Origin of the sequence: Streptomyces ficellus, assembly GCF_030406405.1 — a bacterium.
Taxonomy (GTDB): Bacteria; Actinomycetota; Actinomycetes; order Streptomycetales; family Streptomycetaceae; genus Streptomyces; species Streptomyces ficellus_B.
On record NZ_JAUEPL010000064.1, the window covers coordinates 1 to 15,170 of the forward strand.

General features: G+C 74.2%; 13 protein-coding genes and 1 pseudogene. 6 read left to right on the forward strand and 8 right to left on the reverse strand.

What is annotated here, in order from left to right; all coding sequences use genetic code 11:
• Both QWM81_RS29345 and QWM81_RS28330 read right to left on the reverse strand, forming a co-directional pair.
• Positions 1–133 (reverse strand): annotated as a pseudogene (locus QWM81_RS29345) (papain-like cysteine protease family protein); the annotation flags it as partial.
• A 51-nt stretch (positions 134–184) separates the two neighbouring features.
• Positions 185–1,159, reverse strand: coding sequence for a helix-turn-helix domain-containing protein (locus QWM81_RS28330; protein ID WP_290115312.1), 975 nt, complete (start codon positions 1,157–1,159; stop codon positions 185–187).
• 367 nt (positions 1,160–1,526) lie between these two features.
• Here QWM81_RS28330 and QWM81_RS28335 point away from each other — a divergent pair, with 367 nt between their 5' ends.
• Together QWM81_RS28335 and QWM81_RS28340 are read left to right on the forward strand one after the other, a co-directional pair.
• The gene (locus tag QWM81_RS28335) at positions 1,527–2,843 is read left to right on the forward strand and encodes a protein phosphatase 2C domain-containing protein (RefSeq protein WP_290115313.1); all 1,317 of its coding nucleotides are present in this window, start codon (positions 1,527–1,529) and stop codon (positions 2,841–2,843) included.
• Between the two features lie 262 nt (positions 2,844–3,105).
• The gene (locus tag QWM81_RS28340; protein ID WP_290115315.1) at positions 3,106–3,558 is read left to right on the forward strand and encodes an ATP-binding protein; all 453 of its coding nucleotides are present in this window, start codon (positions 3,106–3,108) and stop codon (positions 3,556–3,558) included.
• Between the two features lie 19 nt (positions 3,559–3,577).
• Here the strand turns inward: QWM81_RS28340 and QWM81_RS28345 are convergent, their stop codons facing one another.
• Both QWM81_RS28345 and QWM81_RS28350 read right to left on the reverse strand, forming a co-directional pair.
• Entirely contained in the window at positions 3,578–4,681 is a 1,104-nt protein-coding gene (locus tag QWM81_RS28345) for a DUF2637 domain-containing protein (RefSeq protein ID WP_290115317.1), read from the reverse strand.
• A 199-nt stretch (positions 4,682–4,880) separates the two neighbouring features.
• The gene (locus tag QWM81_RS28350) at positions 4,881–5,732 is read right to left on the reverse strand and encodes a (2Fe-2S)-binding protein (protein WP_290115319.1); all 852 of its coding nucleotides are present in this window, start codon (positions 5,730–5,732) and stop codon (positions 4,881–4,883) included.
• Positions 5,733–5,883: 151 nt separating this feature from the next.
• Between QWM81_RS28350 and QWM81_RS28355 the strand changes: the two genes are divergently transcribed.
• Positions 5,884–6,771 carry a GntR family transcriptional regulator gene (locus tag QWM81_RS28355; protein WP_290115320.1) on the forward strand — a complete coding sequence of 296 codons (888 nt, stop codon included), beginning with the start codon at positions 5,884–5,886 and terminating at the stop codon, positions 6,769–6,771.
• 73 nt (positions 6,772–6,844) lie between these two features.
• On the opposite strand, the gene QWM81_RS28360 is transcribed toward QWM81_RS28355, so the two are convergent.
• Positions 6,845–8,968 carry an FG-GAP-like repeat-containing protein gene (locus QWM81_RS28360; RefSeq protein WP_290115321.1) on the reverse strand — a complete coding sequence of 708 codons (2,124 nt, stop codon included), beginning with the start codon at positions 8,966–8,968 and terminating at the stop codon, positions 6,845–6,847.
• 67 nt (positions 8,969–9,035) lie between these two features.
• Positions 9,036–9,560, reverse strand: coding sequence for a hypothetical protein (locus QWM81_RS28365; protein WP_290115322.1), 525 nt, complete (start codon positions 9,558–9,560; stop codon positions 9,036–9,038).
• A 361-nt stretch (positions 9,561–9,921) separates the two neighbouring features.
• On the opposite strand from QWM81_RS28365, the gene QWM81_RS28370 reads away from it, so the two are divergent.
• On the forward strand, positions 9,922–11,490 hold the full coding sequence (locus tag QWM81_RS28370) for a WD40 repeat domain-containing protein (protein ID WP_290115323.1): 1,569 nt from the start codon (positions 9,922–9,924) through the stop codon (positions 11,488–11,490).
• A 3-nt stretch (positions 11,491–11,493) separates the two neighbouring features.
• Here QWM81_RS28370 and QWM81_RS28375 read toward each other — a convergent pair whose 3' ends face one another.
• Positions 11,494–11,655, reverse strand: a complete 162-nt coding sequence (locus tag QWM81_RS28375; RefSeq protein WP_290115325.1) for a hypothetical protein — start codon at positions 11,653–11,655, stop codon at positions 11,494–11,496.
• Positions 11,656–11,729: 74 nt separating this feature from the next.
• Positions 11,730–12,494, reverse strand: coding sequence for a hypothetical protein (locus QWM81_RS28380; protein WP_290115327.1), 765 nt, complete (start codon positions 12,492–12,494; stop codon positions 11,730–11,732).
• 671 nt (positions 12,495–13,165) lie between these two features.
• Here QWM81_RS28380 and QWM81_RS28385 point away from each other — a divergent pair.
• Together QWM81_RS28385 and QWM81_RS28390 are read left to right on the forward strand one after the other, a co-directional pair.
• Positions 13,166–13,276 (forward strand): keywimysin-related RiPP, encoded by a 111-nt coding sequence (locus QWM81_RS28385; protein WP_290115329.1) that lies wholly within the window; start codon positions 13,166–13,168, stop codon positions 13,274–13,276.
• Between the two features lie 27 nt (positions 13,277–13,303).
• Positions 13,304–15,160, forward strand: coding sequence for a lasso peptide isopeptide bond-forming cyclase (locus QWM81_RS28390; RefSeq protein ID WP_290115331.1), 1,857 nt, complete (start codon positions 13,304–13,306; stop codon positions 15,158–15,160).
• Positions 15,161–15,170: the final 10 nt, after the last annotated feature.

Below are 15,170 nucleotides of genomic sequence, written 5' to 3' on the forward strand. Positions count from 1 at the left end.
TCGCGTAGCGCAGCCAGCCGTCGACGTACGAGCCGGGGCTGACGCCGGCCCAGCGCAGCCCGGTCTGCACGTTGCCCAGGGTGGCCTGCCAGTTGGGGCAGTCGTAGCCCTGCTGCCGGTTGAAGGCTGCGTCGGAGGGCGCCCCAGCCCGCAGCCGCGCCCGCTCGCGCGCGGGTGCCGGACGTCAGGGCGAATGTTCGCGGGTGATCCAGCCGCGGGCGCAGGCGTGCCAGCCGAGTTGGAGGCGGGTGGTGACGCCGGTCAGTTCCATCAGGCCCTTCACCCGGCGCTGGACCGTGCGGAGGCCGAGGTCCAGTTGCTTGGCGACGCTCGCGTCGGTCATGCCCGCCAGCAGCAGCGACAGGATCTCCAGGTCCGTCGCGTCCGGGCCGGGTCCCGCGCCCTCCATCACCTTTCCCCCCGCGCCCAGCCGCAGTGGCGCCGCCTCCCGCCACACCGCCTCGAACAGGCCCATCAGGGACTCCAGCAGCCCGCTCGCGTGCACGATCAGGGCCGCCGGCTCCGCGCCCCGGCCCGTCAGCGTCACCATCGCCAGCGCCCGGTCCGCGACCACCAGCTCCGCCGGCACCCGGTCGGCCACCCGGACCCGCTCGTCGCGGGCGAGCGCCGCCGACAGCTCCATGAGGCCACCCGGCAGCGACAGCACCTCACGCTCGACCACCAGCCGGTACGCCACGCCGCGTACCGCCGCCCGCTCCTGCGCCTCCACGACCTTCGTGCCCGTGACGAACGCGCACACCTCCCGCGCCGCTCCCAGCTGAAGCTGCCGCAGCCGGTGCGCCACCGCGCCGGCGCCCGTCACCACCTCCACGAGGTCGTGCGCGGCCGCCTCCGCCGCGTCGGACCTGTACTCCCGCGCCAGCGTCGCCGCCGCCCGCTCCGCCCGCTCCAGCTCCTGACGCTGCCGCGCCAGCAGCGCGCCCAGCGCGACGTGCGGCGGCGCCGCCACCCATCGCCCGGTACCGGCCGACGACCGCGCGGCCAGGCCCTGCGACTCCAGCCGCCGCAGCGCGCGTTCCGTGTCCGCCTCCGGCAGCGTCAGCCGGCGCGCGAGGTCACCGACCTCGGCCGCTCCCAGCGCGACCAGCGCGCGGTACGCCGACTCCTGGCGTTCGTCGAGACCTATCGCCGCCAGCACCCCTGGACCCGCCCCTTCGCCGTTCCCCGACCGCCGTGGCGGAATCCGGCCACGGCGCAACCCAGCGCGCACATCATCCCGCAGGACGTTCACCACGTGGACGATCACTTCACGCCGCGGCGAAAGCGTTTACCCTCGTGGCCGACAGCCGGGCGGGGGCGCGGGACGGCGAGCGACGGCCCTTCCGTCTCCCTCGTCCCCATCCATCCGTTCCGTCTTCCAGACCGTGGTCCGCGCGTACAAGCGTGCGTTGATCACGCCGGTCCGCCGGGCGTCCTTCCCGTGGGGGGTGGGGCCGCCCGGCGGACCTCTCGCATTTCGCCGGATGCCCGTTTTCGTATGCCCCGCGCGGTCGACAATTAAGGGCATGAGCCCACAGGGGGAGACACCCGCCGAGGACGACTGGTGGGGCAGGCTGTACGACGGCACGGCCCCGGACACGGCCCCGGCCGCGTCCGGGGACACGCTGGACGACCGGTTCGACTCCGCGTCGGACACGGTGGCCGGCCGCACCGGCCCCACCCGCCCTACCGGCCCGATCGACCCGGGCGACCCGGCCGGGCACCCGCGCGCCCCCTGGGAACCCGTGGACGCCCCCAGCGCGCCCCGCACCTTCCCGAGCGCCCCTCCACCCCCTCCACCACCTCCGCCCCCACCGCTCCGCCCCGCCCCGGCGGCCGGGCGGAGCGCGGCCCGCCTGCCGCGGCCCCGCGTCGAGTACGTCGGCGACAGGCCGCCCACCTACGAGCCCGAACCCACCGCCCTGCCCCCGGCCCGCCCGCACGAACTGGACGGACTCGTCGCCGACACCGTCCTGGACGGCGCCCGGTACGGCACGTACACCCTGCGCGCCGCCTCCGTGCGCGGCGACTCCGCCCGCTACCGGGGCGAGCCCCGCCGCGACGCCCTGCTCACCGCCCGCTTCGGCACCGGCGACGCCGCGCTGGTGCTGGTCGCCGTCGCCACCGGGGACCGCGCCGCCGAGGGCGCCCACCTCGCCGCCGCCGACGCCTGCCGCTGGATCGGCGAAGCCGTCGGCCGCAGCCACACCCGGCTGTCCGAGGACGTCCGCGCCGGCCGCCGCGGCGACCTCAAGTCCGGCCTGCACCGCCTCACCGACCGCTCGTACGGCAAGCTCCGCGCCCGCGCCGCCGAACTCGGCGTGGCGCCCGAGGAGTACACCGCCGGGCTGCGCTGCCTCCTGCTGACCGCCGACCCGGCCTGCCGCACCCGGGTGTTCTTCGGCGTCGGCGACGGCGGCCTGTTCCGCCTCCGTGACGGCGTCTGGCAGGACATCGAACCGCCTGTCCCGGACCCGGCCGCGGTCACCGGCGAACCGGTCGTCGGCTACGGCTCACGGCCCTCCGAGACCCGGGACGGTGACCGGCTGACCATGGACCTCGGCATCACGACGCCCCCCTCCCCGTACATCGAGCCCCCCGCCCCGCCCCCCGCCGAACCCTTCCGCTTCCGCGCCTCCATCGCCCGGCCCGGCGACACGCTGCTGCTCGCCGGCCGCGGGCTTGCCGAACCGCTGCGCGGGGAACCGGCGCTCGCCAAGGAGCTCGCCGAGCGCTGGGGGACGGGCGAACCGCCCGGTCTGGCGCAGTTCCTGGCGGACGTCCAGCTGCGGGTGAAGGGATACGCCGAGGACCGTACGAGCGCGGCCCTCTGGGAGGCGTGACCCGCGGGGCGCCCCCGCGGCCGGTCCGGGAACTCCCGGAGCTCCGGAGCTCCGGGACGTCCGGGGGCGCTCACCGCCCCAGCGGCGCGGCCTTTCCGCCGCTCATGCTCCGTTCGGTCCGGTCGGCCGGTGCGCTTACCCCGATGCGCCCCCCGGGCGCCCCCTGGACCGGTGAATCATAGGCGTGGCGGCTGATGGGCAGGGGCATGCATCCCGTGAACCTGTTCGAGGGAAGGGCTGACGACGTGCGGTGGGGGAGATGATGGGGCGTCAGGCAGGGGCTGGACCCGTAACCGGCGGGCGGGCTTCCGGGGCGGTACGGGACGGGCAGCCGGCGCAGTTGCGCCGCCGCCTGGGATGCGCGGACCTGGCGGCGGTGCCGGAGGTGAGGCGGGCCGTGCGCGAGCTGCTCCGGGACTGGGGCGAGCCGGGCTCGGCCGATGTCGCGGAGCTCCTGACCAGCGAGCTGGTGACCAACGCGCTGATACACACCGATCACGGCGCGGTCGTCTCGGCCACCGTGGGCCCGACCCGGTTACGGGTGGAGGTACGGGACTTCGTCGCCGCACCCCCCACGCCGTACGCACCGGCTCGCGACGACGGGACGCACGGCAGGGGGCTGCTCCTGGTGCAGGCCCTCGCCGACGCGTGGGGCGTGCACACGCACGGGGTGGGGAAGGTCGTCTGGTTCGAGCTGTCCGCCGGGCCCGCCTGAGCGGGCCCGTGCCCGACGGTCAGCCGAACTGCTGCTCCAGATCCTTGAGCTTCTGCTCCAGCGAGTCCAGCCGGGGCAGTGTCTGGGTGTCGTCCTCGGCGGTGAGGTCGACCGTCCGGGGCTCAGTGCCCTTCACGGCCTGGAGGGAGGGCCGGGGCCGACGCGGCAGTTGTCCCGGCTCGGATATGGCGGGCTCCGCGACGGACGCACCGACCGCGGCGGAGGCGGAGCCGGAACCTCCCATGGACCCCGGGGAGTTCATGGTCTGCACGTCCACCTGCGTGGCGCTCATGGTCGGGACGTCGACCTGGCGGCCGCCGCGTCCGGCCCCCCAAGCCCGGTGCTGGCGGTTGAACGCCCTCAGCCGCGCCCGCTCCAGCTTCTGCTGCTCGCGCCGCCGCTGCCGGGTCTCCGCCTTCTGGCGCCGGTCCTCGCGCACCTCGTCGACCGCCTCGTCCAGCGTGCGTACGCCTTCCAGGAGCATCAGCGACCAGGCGCCGAACGTCTCGCGGGGCGCCCTCAGCCACCGTACGATCCGGATCTGCGGCAGGGGCCGGGGGACGAGGCCCTGCTCCCGCAGCGCGGCCCGGCGGGTCTGCTTCAGCGCCCGGTCGAACAGCACGGCCGCCGACAGCGACATACCGGCGAAGAAGTGCGGGGCGCCCGCGTGGTCGACACCCCGTGGCGCGTGCACCCAGTTGAACCAGGCGGCCGCGCCCGCGAACGTCCACACCAGCAGGCGGGAGCCGAGTGCCGCGTCACCGTGGCTCGCCTCGCGCACCGCGAGGACGGAGCAGAACATGGCGGCGCCGTCGAGGCCGAAGGGGACCAGGTACTCCCAGCCGCCGGACAGGCTCAGGTTCTGGCGGCCGAAGCCGACCAGACCGTGGAAGGAGAGCGCGGCGGCCACGGCCGCGCAGCAGAAGAGGAGCAGGTAGGAGGCGGTGCCGTAGACCGCTTCCTTGCGGCGGCGGCGGTCCTCGCTGCGTTCCCAGGAGTCCTCGGCCGCGGCTTTGTCGCCGGCGCGCCTGCCACGCGTGACCACCGCCACCGCCACCAGGACTCCCACCAGCATCACGCCACCCGGAAGCAGCCAGTCCAGCGATATGTCGGTCAGTCTCATGCGGTGTCCCTTGCATCGCTCGCGGTAGGGCGTTTCGGCGGCCATATTGGCTGAAGAGTGCCGAGTCACACCGGGTTTCGAGGCAAGAGCACGCCATTGGGGCCGCAGGGCATACGAATAGGTGTGATCTGCTCGAACTACCGTATGGCGGTGGGGAGTTGCGTTCGATTCCATGCCACCCGGGCGGGTGGCATGGACGTCACGCGGAGGCGCTCAACTTGCGTACGCGGTCGGCGTCGCACGTACGCGGACAGGTGACGCAGGTGTCCTCGGGGCGCAGCGTGTAGAAGAGGCAGCAGCTGGCCCGGTCGCGGGTCGGCAGCGGCTCGCCCTGCGGCCCGGTCAGCTCGCGGAAGCCCGCCGTGCCGACGTACGGCTTCGTCGCACCCGTCCCCGGCAGCAGCAGCTCCAGCTCCGCCATGGCGCGCGACTCCTCGCCCAGCAGGTGCCCGATGTACCACAGGCCCTCGACGATCTCGTCGGTCGCCATGCCCCACAAGGCCCGCTTGCCCCGCCGCATACGGGGCCCGAAGCCCTCCAGCACCGGCTCCAGGTGCTCGGCGACGGCCGCCCGCACCTCCCCGCGCAGGGCCTCCTCGTCCGCGACGACCCGCGCCCCCGGCAGCGCGGCGGCGGGGTCGCCCGGCAGGCAGGCGAACTCCCGCACCCGTACGGTCATCCGGCCCAGCGCCCGCTGGAAGGCGACGTCCTCGACGGGCAGGCGCGGCACCCGGCGGTGCAGGAACCACGGAACGGTGATGAGAAGGCAGGCGGGCCAGGCGTACCGGTGCAGCCCGAAGCTCGCGACGACATCGGGGCGGGCCCGCTGCCCGTAGTCCCGCAGCACCTGCGCGTCGTCCCATGCGAGAAACGCGTCCAGGACCGGGCCACCGGCCGCCAGCTCCTGCGCGCCGACCCAGCCGGCGCCCCGCGGGGCCCGCTCGCCGGCCGTGAGCTCACGCACGCGCAGCCCGGGGAACACTTCCGCCAGGCGGGTGTACGCCTCCGTGACGGGCGAGGTCAGAGCGGGGAGCAGAGCGGGAAGGGACATGCGGGGACCACCGAATCGCGATCGTTAGCAGGTAAGCCTTACCTTACCCGATTTGATCGATGTGTGAACGGTGACCCGGTGCGCCTATGGTGCACAGGGGCCCCGTCCACCGCGACCCGGGCCCTCGGTACGAGTCGGCAGGAGGACCCGAGTGGAGCAGGGCAGAGCGCGCGAGTCCGCCGCGCCGCAGCCGGGAACGCCGTCGTCCGCGCACGCCTCCACCCGGGTGCCCGAACAGGCGCGGCCCGAACAGGCGCGGCCCCAGGACGTGCGATCCGCTCAGGCGCGGCCCGCTCAGGCGTGGCCCCAGGGCGCGCGGTCCGAAGACACCAGAGACGGGCACACGGGGGACGGGCGCACGCGGGACGGGCACACGCGTGGTGAACACACGCACAGCGAGCCGGCCGCCCCCCGTCTCGTACAGCGCCACTCCGTGCGCGGCCAGATCCTCGACGCCCTGCGCACCGCGCTGGTCGGCGGCGAGCTGGTGCCGGGCGAGGTGTACTCGGCGCCCGCCCTGGGAGCGCGCTTCGGAGTGTCGGCCACGCCCGTACGCGAGGCGATGCAGCAGCTCGCGATCGAGGGCGCCGTCGAAGTCGTACCGAACCGCGGCTTCCGTGTCGTCGAACGCACCCCCCGCGAGCTGGCCGAGCTCGCCGAGGTGCGCGCCCTGATCGAGGTGCCGGTCATGCTGCGGCTGGCCCGCACCGTCCCGGCCGCCCGCTGGAGCGAGCTGCGCCCCCTCGCCGAGGCCACCGCGGCGGCCGCGGCCCGCGGCGACCGCGCCCACTACGCCGAGTCGGACCGCGCCTTCCACCGCGCGGTGCTCGCCCTCGCCGGCAACGACCAGCTCGTCGCCGTTGCCGAGGACCTGCACCGCCGCTCCCAGTGGCCCCTGGTCACCCTCCCGGTCACCCGCCGCGCCGACCTGGTCGCCGACGCGGCCGAGCACTCCGCCCTGCTGGACGCCCTGATCGCCCAGGACCTGACGGTCGTCCAGTCGCTGGTGCGCGAGCACTTCACGGGCGCCCGGGACTGACCCGGTCACCCGCGGACACGGCGCCGCCCCGGCGGCCGTGCGGCCACCGGGGCGGTGTCGGGGAACCTTTCGCTCAGCCGTTGGAGCGGTCGAGGAAGTAGGCGCTGGCGAACGTCCAGGACTTGGCGGTCGGCGAGGCCCAGCCCAGCTTGGCGGTCGCGAACGTGGTGTCGGCCTTGGCGGCCCAGGTCCACATCTTCACGTTGCCGTCGGTGTAGCCGTACATCGTGCCCAGGTCGTCGAGACCGTCACCGTTGTAGTCGGCCACGACCATCTTCATGGCCGGGTACGTCACGGTGCCGGCCGCCATGGTCAGGGCGGCCTTGGGGTTGGCGAAGGTGGTGCCGCCGGCGTTGCTCTTCAGGACGTACACGATGTCGCGGCCGTCGCTGTAGTCGTACCAGAACGCCACGTCGTCGCGGCCGTCACCGTCGAAGTCGCCCGCGTGGACGTCGGTGCTGGCCCAGTCACCCCACGTGTCGTGCCTCCAGGACTGGACCGGCGTGCCGAGGCCGCCGCCCGGAGTGCCGGGGAACGTCCACATCTTGACGCTGCCGCCGGCGTAGTCGTAGAGGGCGGCCAGGTCGTCGCGGCCGTCACCGTTGAAGTCGCCCGTGACGTACTTGGCCATGGCGGCGGTCCAGGAGTTGTCGGCGGACCAGCCGGTGACGGGAGTGCCGAACCCGCCGCGCGCGTTCGCCGTGAAGGTGAACAGGGTGTCCTTGCCGCCGGTGTAGTCGTACCAGGCGGCGATGTCGTCGCGCCCGTCACCGTTGAAGTCACCGGCGTGCAGCCGGGCCCGGGTCTGGTCCCAGCTCGCGGCCGGTGCGCTCCAGGAGGAGAAGGGCTTCGCGAAGGTGCCGTTCGCCTGGCCCAGGAACGTCCACAGCTTGGAGCTCTTGTCGGCGTAGCGGTACATCACGGCGACGTCGGTGCGGCCGTCGCCGTTGAAGTCGCCGGACACCTTCTTCATCGCGTCGTGGTTCCAGTTGCCCGCGTCCGTCTTGAAGGCGGTGTGGGGCGCCTGGAGCGCGCCGTCGGCCGCGCCGTTGAACATGTGCATGGCGTCGCTGCCGTCGGGGTAGTCGTACCAGTCGACCATGTCCGACCGGCCGTCGCCGTCGAAGTCGTTGCGGACCACGGTGCCGCTGGACCACTGCGACTGGTTCTGGGCGTTGTAGAGCGTGAAACCGCCGCGGTCGGTGAGGACGGCGGTGCCGCCGGGGGCGGTGGTCCGGGACTCCCACAGGGTGGTGGTGTCGGCCGCGTTACGCACGACGAGGTTGCCCTCGGCGGTCAGCAGCGCGAACGCGTTGTCGCTCGCGGTGCCGGTGGACCACAGGGTCTTGCCGGCGGCGGAGGTGATGACCAGGTTGCCGTCGGCGCGCATGGTCAGCTTCGCCGAGGCGGAGACGAGGGTGTCGCCCGGCAGGAGGCGCTGGCCGGCGGCGAGGCGCGAGCCCAGCGTGATGTTGTCGATACGGGTGGCGACGGCGCCGTTGCGGGTCTCGCTCTCGCCGAGGCAACCGCCCTGCCAGGACCGGCTGCTGACGCCCACCAGCTCGGTCCTGCCATTCGCCTCACGCAGGACGGGGCCGCCGGTGTCGCCCTTGCAGATCGCGTCACCGGCGGTCTTGCCGGTGATGGACAGGCCGGTGCCGGTGACCGCGTCCACGCCGAAGGCGGCGGTGTGGAGCTTGTTGGGCACCCACTCGGTCTTGGTGCGGCCGTAGCCGGCGACCTTGAGGGTGTCGTCCTTGGCCACCGGGGTGGTGGCCATCGCGACCGGGGCGATGCCGGTGGCCGGCTGGGCCAGCCGTGCCATGACCAGGTCCCGGTCGGCGCGCGGCGCGAGCTCGACCACCTCGCTGACGTGGCCGCCGGTGGTGGCGGACAGGTCGGCGCGGCCGATGGTGGCGACGGTCTTCAGGGCGGGCTTGCCGGGCGCGGCCTGGGTGGTGCCGTCGGCGAAGCAGGAGGCGGCGGTGAGCACCCAGCCGGCCTCGACGAGGGCGCCGGAGCAGGCGCGCTGCTTGTCCCCTTCGCCGATCACCAGCTTGGCGGTGAACGCGTACGCGTTGTCCGCGACGGGTGCGCCGGAGACCGCCTGCGCGGGAACGGCGGCGAGGACACCGGCCGTGACAGCGGCGGCCGTCAGGGCGGCCGCCGCGGCGGCGCGTGGACGTAGTGCAGACACGATGGATTCCTTCGGATTTCTGGTCAGCCGGACAGAAGGGGCCGGCAGGGTGAGGAGGAGGCGGGGATCAGCCGGTGACGCGGATCTCGACGAGGACCGTGGGAGCCCCGCTCGTGCCTTCGCCGACGGGGACGAGTTTGTCCTTGGGCACCGCGACCGTCTCGGTCTTGCCCTCGGCGGTCAGGTCGGCGCTGATGGCCCGGTCGGCGGTCTGCAGGGCGAAGACCTCCGGCACCTCCAGCGTCAGATAGCCGCTGTGGGCGTTGGCCTGGAAGCAGATCTTCCCGTCCTCGCTGCGACGGGTCCAGACCTGGATCTGCGAGGCCGAGCCGTCGCAGTCCGCCAGCAGGATGTGGCCGTCCCCCTTGAAGAGCTTGATGCCCTTCTCCTGGAGGATCTTCGCCGCTCCGGGGTACGAGAAGTCCTCGACGGCGACCGGCGGGAGCGTACCGTCGTCGGCCGCCTGCGCACCGGCCGTCACACCGGCCGCGCGCGGCGCGGCGTTGGCGACGGCCAGGGTCGAGGCCCCCACAACCGCGGTCGCCGCGGCCGCGATTCCGGCAACCAGCAGTCGGCGTACGCGAGATGCCACTGAATGTGTCCTTCCGCAGGGTGAGGCGGAGCCCGCAGGAATGCGGACTCCGCCTGAGAAAGCAGTGAACGTGATGTGAAGAAAAAATATCCTACGGAATAGGTAATTCCGGTGTGACGGCAGCCACATGACGCATTCTCAGGCGGCGTGTGCGCAGGTCAGACGTATGGGTATCCTGTGCCGGGGGTGAAGGGTTCGGATGCCTCCGCGCTGTTCCCCTCTGTCACCGCGGCGTTGCGGGATATTTCTGCAAATTCATGTGGGCGGGCCGCCAGTTGTTGCGTTGCCTTTCTGCTTGGTACGCCCATCGGGACGTACGGAATCGCCCGCATCGAACACCTCACGGACAAGCTTGAGCCCCTTGGAAACTCCGGACGCCGGACGCGAGCCCGCGGCCACCGAACTCCTGCGCCTGCTGGCCGACCCGGGCGGAGCGCGGCTGTGCCTGGTCACGGGCGGGCCGGGGCGGGGCAAGTCCACGCTGCTCGGCCGGCTGGCCGGCCACCCGGCGCACGCGTTCGTCCCGCTGGAGGGGCAGAGCGCGCTCGGTGCGGCCTGGTCGCTCGCCGAGCGGCTCGGTGTCGTCGTCCGGGACCCCGGTGAGCTGGTCCAGGTCCTGACCACCGAGTCCCGGCAGGTGGTCATCGTGCTGCCGGACCTGCACGCCGCCCAGGAGCCGGACGCTCTGGCGGAACTCATCGAGCGGCTGTCGGAGCTCGGGAACCTGCGGCTCGTGGTCGAGGCCCGGACAGGAACCCCGGCGCACCGGCGCCTGGCCGCCCGGCGCCCGGCCGTGCTGGACCTCGACCAGGAACAGTGGCGGTGGCGCGGCCGTGGCCCGGCGCGGTACGGGGCACGGCGACGTGAGCGCCCGGCCGTGGACCTGGACGATCCGGCCGCCGTCTGCGCGGCCGACCCGCTGCGGGTGACGGCCGCGTACGCCGCCGAGGGCGGGGAGGGCCATGGGGGGCTGCGTGCCGCGTGGCTGCGCGCCGGCCAGTCCCTGTGCCGCGACCAGACGCCGTCCCGGCGCGCCCTGGTGCTGCTGAGCACCCTCGGCGACGGCGCCGACCCCCGGCTGCGGCCCGCCCTGGAGCAGCTCGCCGCACCGGAGCCCTGGCGCGTCCGGTGGACCCGCGTACGCGGCGACGTCACCCCGCCCTGGCCGGGGCCGGTCGCCGCGCTCGCGGTAGGCACCGGCCCGCTGCGGGGGCGGCTGCTGGTCGCCGACCGTGTCGGCACCGTGCGCCTCATCCATGCCGCCGACGCGGCACCGGCCGGCCGCCCGGCGCACGCTCCGGGGGGCCGCGTCACGGCACTCGCGCCGCTCCCGGACGGCACCGTCCTGCTGCTGGACGAGCGCGGGCGGCTGCACAGCGTGCGCGGCGTGCCCCGGACGGCGGCGAGCCGCCCCGGTGGCGCCGGGGAACGGCTGACCGAGGCGGTCGCGGCGACGCTCACCACCCACCCGGGCACCGCGCTGGCGGCGGTCGGCGGCACGGTGGTGGTCGGCGACCGGGTCGGCTCCGTCCACGCCTTCAGCCTGGGCGGTGTCCGTCAGGCGGCCCCGCACAGCGGGCGCGTCACCGCCGTGGCCGCCGTCGAGGCACCCGAACCCGTCGTCTACAGCGGCGGCGCCGACGGGACCGTACGGTCATGGGCTCCGGCTCAGGGCCCGCCGGCCGCGCCCCTCGCCGAGCGCCCGTACCCGGTCGTGGCCCTGCACGCGGCAGTCACCGCCGAGGGGCCGACGCTCGCGGTCGCCTGGCGTGACGGTCTGGTCGGAGCGCACCGGCAAGAGGCCGGCCGGCGCCTGGAGTTCCACCCCGGGCAGCCCGTCCGCGCGGTGGCGGTCACACCGGACGGCGACCTGGTGATCGGCATGGACGAGTCGCTGGTGTGCCTCCGGGCATCCGGCGGGCCGCGCTGACGCTCACGGCCGCTTCGGGGCCGCCGCCACCAGGCGCCCTCCTGCCGTGAAGTGGAGCCGTTCGAGGGAACCGTCGCCGTAGGGCCGGTCGCCGGAGACGCCGCCCGGGACGGGCAGCGGCCGCCGGTCCCGCTCCGCGTCCGGGATGCCGTCGAGGAGCGTCACCTCCTCCGGCCGCTCCGCCGCCCGGGCGTGGAGAGCCGAACACCTGCGAACACGTCAGGCACCTGGCGAGCGCGTCAGACCGCCGCCTGCGGCGCCAACCGCGCCGCCAGCCACGTCGGTACGCCGCCGAGGAGTTGGAACAGCCGCCGCGCCTCGGCCCGCAGCCGCGCCGCCTCCGGCTCCGGTTCGGTGTCCGCGAGGGCGACCAGCGCCGGGGCCGTACCGACCAGGTACCCGAGCTCCTCGCGCAGCCGCAGCGACTCGGCGAAGCCGTGCCGCGCCTCCGCCGGCTCGCCCTCGCGCAGCGCCAGTCCGGCCAGGTGCCGCCAGGTGGAGGAGAGCAGCAGGGTGTCGCCCTGGGCGGTGGCGCCCGCGTGCGCGCGACGGTACGCGGCCCGCGCGGCCTGCGGGGAGTCGGCGAGGTTCTGGGCGATCAGGCCCCGGCGGAAGTCCAGCAGCGGGCGGCCGGGCGCGGTCGGGGCGATGAGGGCCGCCGCCCGGCCGAGCGCCGCCCGCGCCTCGTCGGCCCGGTCCCGTACACCCAGCAGGGTCGACGCGTAGGCCAGGTAGCCGCGCTCGCAGGCGGCCGCGCCGCGCTCGTCGTCGTCCTGGGCGATCGCCTCCGCCGCGCGCAGGGCGTCCTCCGCCTCGGCCCACCCCCGCTCGGTGTACAGGCACCGCTCGATCAGCAGGGACGCCCGCTGGACCGCGACGGCGGGGACGGCCGCGGCGCCCGGCGCGAGGAGGGCGGCCGCGTCGGTCCAACAGCCGCGTGAGCGCAGCCGCCATACCGCGGTCTGGAGGGGATCGTCACTTTCGGTCGTTCCGGAACCAGACATGGCGGTATGCGCCACATTGCCCTCCCCGAGCACGCCATTGAGCTGTTGAGTCCGGAGAATCTCAGCATGGATGGGCGCGTCGGCCAAGAGGGTCAGGTGAATTCATTCACAATCAGCGGTCCGGTCCTCCGCCCGCCATCCCGCGCCGCATCCCGCCCGGTGGCCCCTCCCCGCCGGGCGGCGCGCCTTCCCCGCCGGGCAGCCGCGCTTTTCCCGCGGGGCGGCGGGTCGGCACCGGGCAGGTGGACCGGTTCCGTCGAAAAGGTGAATCGACGAGGCCGTTGACGCCTCCGTGGAGGGGGTGAGGCGTTGTTCACGCGGGTCCTTTCTCGGTGACCGTGAGCAGGAAACCGGCGCGTGCGACTGGGCGGACGCGCCGGAGCCGACTTCCCGGCCGGTGTGCGACCCCTTCGCGCTGACAGGCCGTCAGCAGTAAGGCGCACAGGTGCAATCGTTTCTGCGTACGCGGGTGTCCGTCATCACTGCGGCGTCGGCCCGGCGGCATCCGTCTGTCGCCGACCGTGCGCGAGCCTTCGCCGCCCAATTAGTCATGCAATATGAGAGATCCGTGCACCGTTGCGGCCCGCCGCAGATGTAGGGCTAGCTGCTGTCACCTGGCCACCCCGCGTTCCGAGCGGCGGTGGCGACGCAACCCGCACGAAGGAGACGTCATGAAGAAGGCCTACGAGGCACCGACGCTCGTCCGACTGGGGTCCTTCCGGAAGAAGACCGGACTGCTCCAGAGGGCCGGCAACGACCGTCTGATCCTCAGCAAGAACTGACCGCGACGGCTCAAGTCGGTCGAAGCCATGATCGAAACGCACGACAGTGCGGGTACGGGCCGTGGTGACGCGCAGTTCGCGGTCTTCGCCGACCGCGAGGACGCGGCCGCCACGGCCCGTTCCTTCGCCCGCCCGGGAACACGCACGCTGACCCACGCCTCGGGACGCCCCTGGCTGGTCGGCCACTGGCACCACGACGAACTCGTGGTCGCCCACGCGGGCCGCGCCGCCCTCGCCGTCGTCGGCTGCTGCCCGGTCGACGCCGCGCGACTGCGGCACCACGCCGAGCGGTTGCGGGACCTCGCGCACCTCGACGCGCTGGCCCGCACACTGCCGGGCAGCTTCCACCTGGTGGCGGCGCTCGATGGACGGCTCAGGGTGCAGGGCACCGCTTCCGGTCTCCGCCTGGTCTTCCACGCGGCCGTCGACGGCACGACGGTGGCCGCCACCAGCGCCGACGTCCTCGCCCAGGCACTGGGCACCGACCCCGACGAGAACGAACTCGCCATCCGGCTGCTCTGGCCGGTTCCCCACCCGCTCTACGAGGCGCCGATGTGGCGCGGCGTCACCGCCGTGTCCCCCGAGGACGCCCTGATCGTCGCGCCCGACGGGCGAAGCGTGCGCCACACGCGCTGGTGGACGCCGCCCGAACCCGTCTGGACGCTCGCCGCCGGCGCGCCTTACGCCCGCGAGGCCCTCACCGAGGCCGTCGACGCCCGCACCCGGCAGGGCGGCGTGGTCAGCTGCGACCTGTCCGGCGGCCTCGACTCCACCTCCATCACCTTCCTCGCCGACCGCTCACCGGCCCGCGTGGTGGCCAGCACCTGGCCCGGGCGCGACCCCGCCGACACCGACCTGCGGTGGGCGCGGAAGGCCGCGGCGTACCTGCCGGACGTCGAACACGTCGTCTGGGACGCCGACGCCTCCCCGCTCGTCTACACCGACCTCCTCACCATCGACGACCTGCTCGACGAACCCACCATCGGCGTCATGGACCGCTCCCGCGTCCTGCACCACCTGCCGGGCATGGCCGAGCGGGGCAGCCGGCTGCATCTGACGGGCATCGGCGGCGACCATGTGGCCTGGTGCTCCGAGGCCTACTACCACCGGCTGCTGCGCACCCGGCCACTGTTCGCGCTGCGGCAGCTGCGCGGATTCCGGGCCCTGTGGCAGTGGCCCCTCGGTGGTACGGTCCGCGCCCTGGCCGACTCCCGGCCGTACGGCAGGTGGCTGGCGGACGCCGGCCGGCGGCTGCGCGAGCCGCTCGCGCCCACCGTCAGCAGCGGCCTCGGCTGGGGCATGCCGCCACGCCTGTTCGACTGGGTGACCCCGGAGGCGGCGCGGGCGGCCGAGCGGGCGCTGCGGGACGCCGCCACGACGGCGGTGCCGCTCCACCCGGACCGGGGCCTGCACGCCGACCTGGAACAGATCCGCTCCTGCACGCGGGTCATCCGGCAGTGGGACCGGATGGCGGCCAGGGCCGGCGTACCGATGGCGTCGCCGTTCCTGGACGACCGCGTCATCGAGGCGTGCCTCGCGGTCGACCCCGGCGAACGGGTCACGCCCTGGCAGTACAAGCCCCTCCTGACCGCCGCCATGCGCGGCATCGTGCCCGAGCCCTGCCTGACGCGCACCAACAAGGCCGCGGCCTCCATGGACGCCTCGAACGGGCTGCGCGAACACCGCGGCGACCTGCTGGCGCTCTGGGAGGACTCACGGCTGGAGCGGCTCGGCCTGGTGGACGGCGCCGCTCTGCGCCGGCTGGCCCAGCGGCCCGCCACGCCCGGGCTCCAGGACGCCATCCTCTACTCGACCATCGCCTGCGAGGTGTGGCTGCGCGGCCTCACCCGCACCACCGGGACCGGCGCACGGTCCGCGCTCTGATCAGGCAGCC

Excerpts from the sequence above, each read along its gene's own strand:
- QWM81_RS28385 (WP_290115329.1), top strand. The coding sequence starts at position 13,166 with ATGAAGAAGGCCTACGAGGCACCGACGCTCGTCCGACTGGGGTCCTTC.
- QWM81_RS28390 (WP_290115331.1), top strand. The coding sequence starts at position 13,304 with ATGATCGAAACGCACGACAGTGCGGGTACGGGCCGTGGTGACGCGCAG.
- QWM81_RS28350 (WP_290115319.1), bottom strand. The coding sequence starts at position 5,732 with ATGTCCCTTCCCGCTCTGCTCCCCGCTCTGACCTCGCCCGTCACGGAG.
- QWM81_RS28345 (WP_290115317.1), bottom strand. The coding sequence starts at position 4,681 with ATGAGACTGACCGACATATCGCTGGACTGGCTGCTTCCGGGTGGCGTG.
- QWM81_RS28340 (WP_290115315.1), top strand. The coding sequence starts at position 3,106 with ATGGGGCGTCAGGCAGGGGCTGGACCCGTAACCGGCGGGCGGGCTTCC.
- QWM81_RS28335 (WP_290115313.1), top strand. The coding sequence starts at position 1,527 with ATGAGCCCACAGGGGGAGACACCCGCCGAGGACGACTGGTGGGGCAGG.
- QWM81_RS28380 (WP_290115327.1), bottom strand. The coding sequence starts at position 12,494 with ATGTCTGGTTCCGGAACGACCGAAAGTGACGATCCCCTCCAGACCGCG.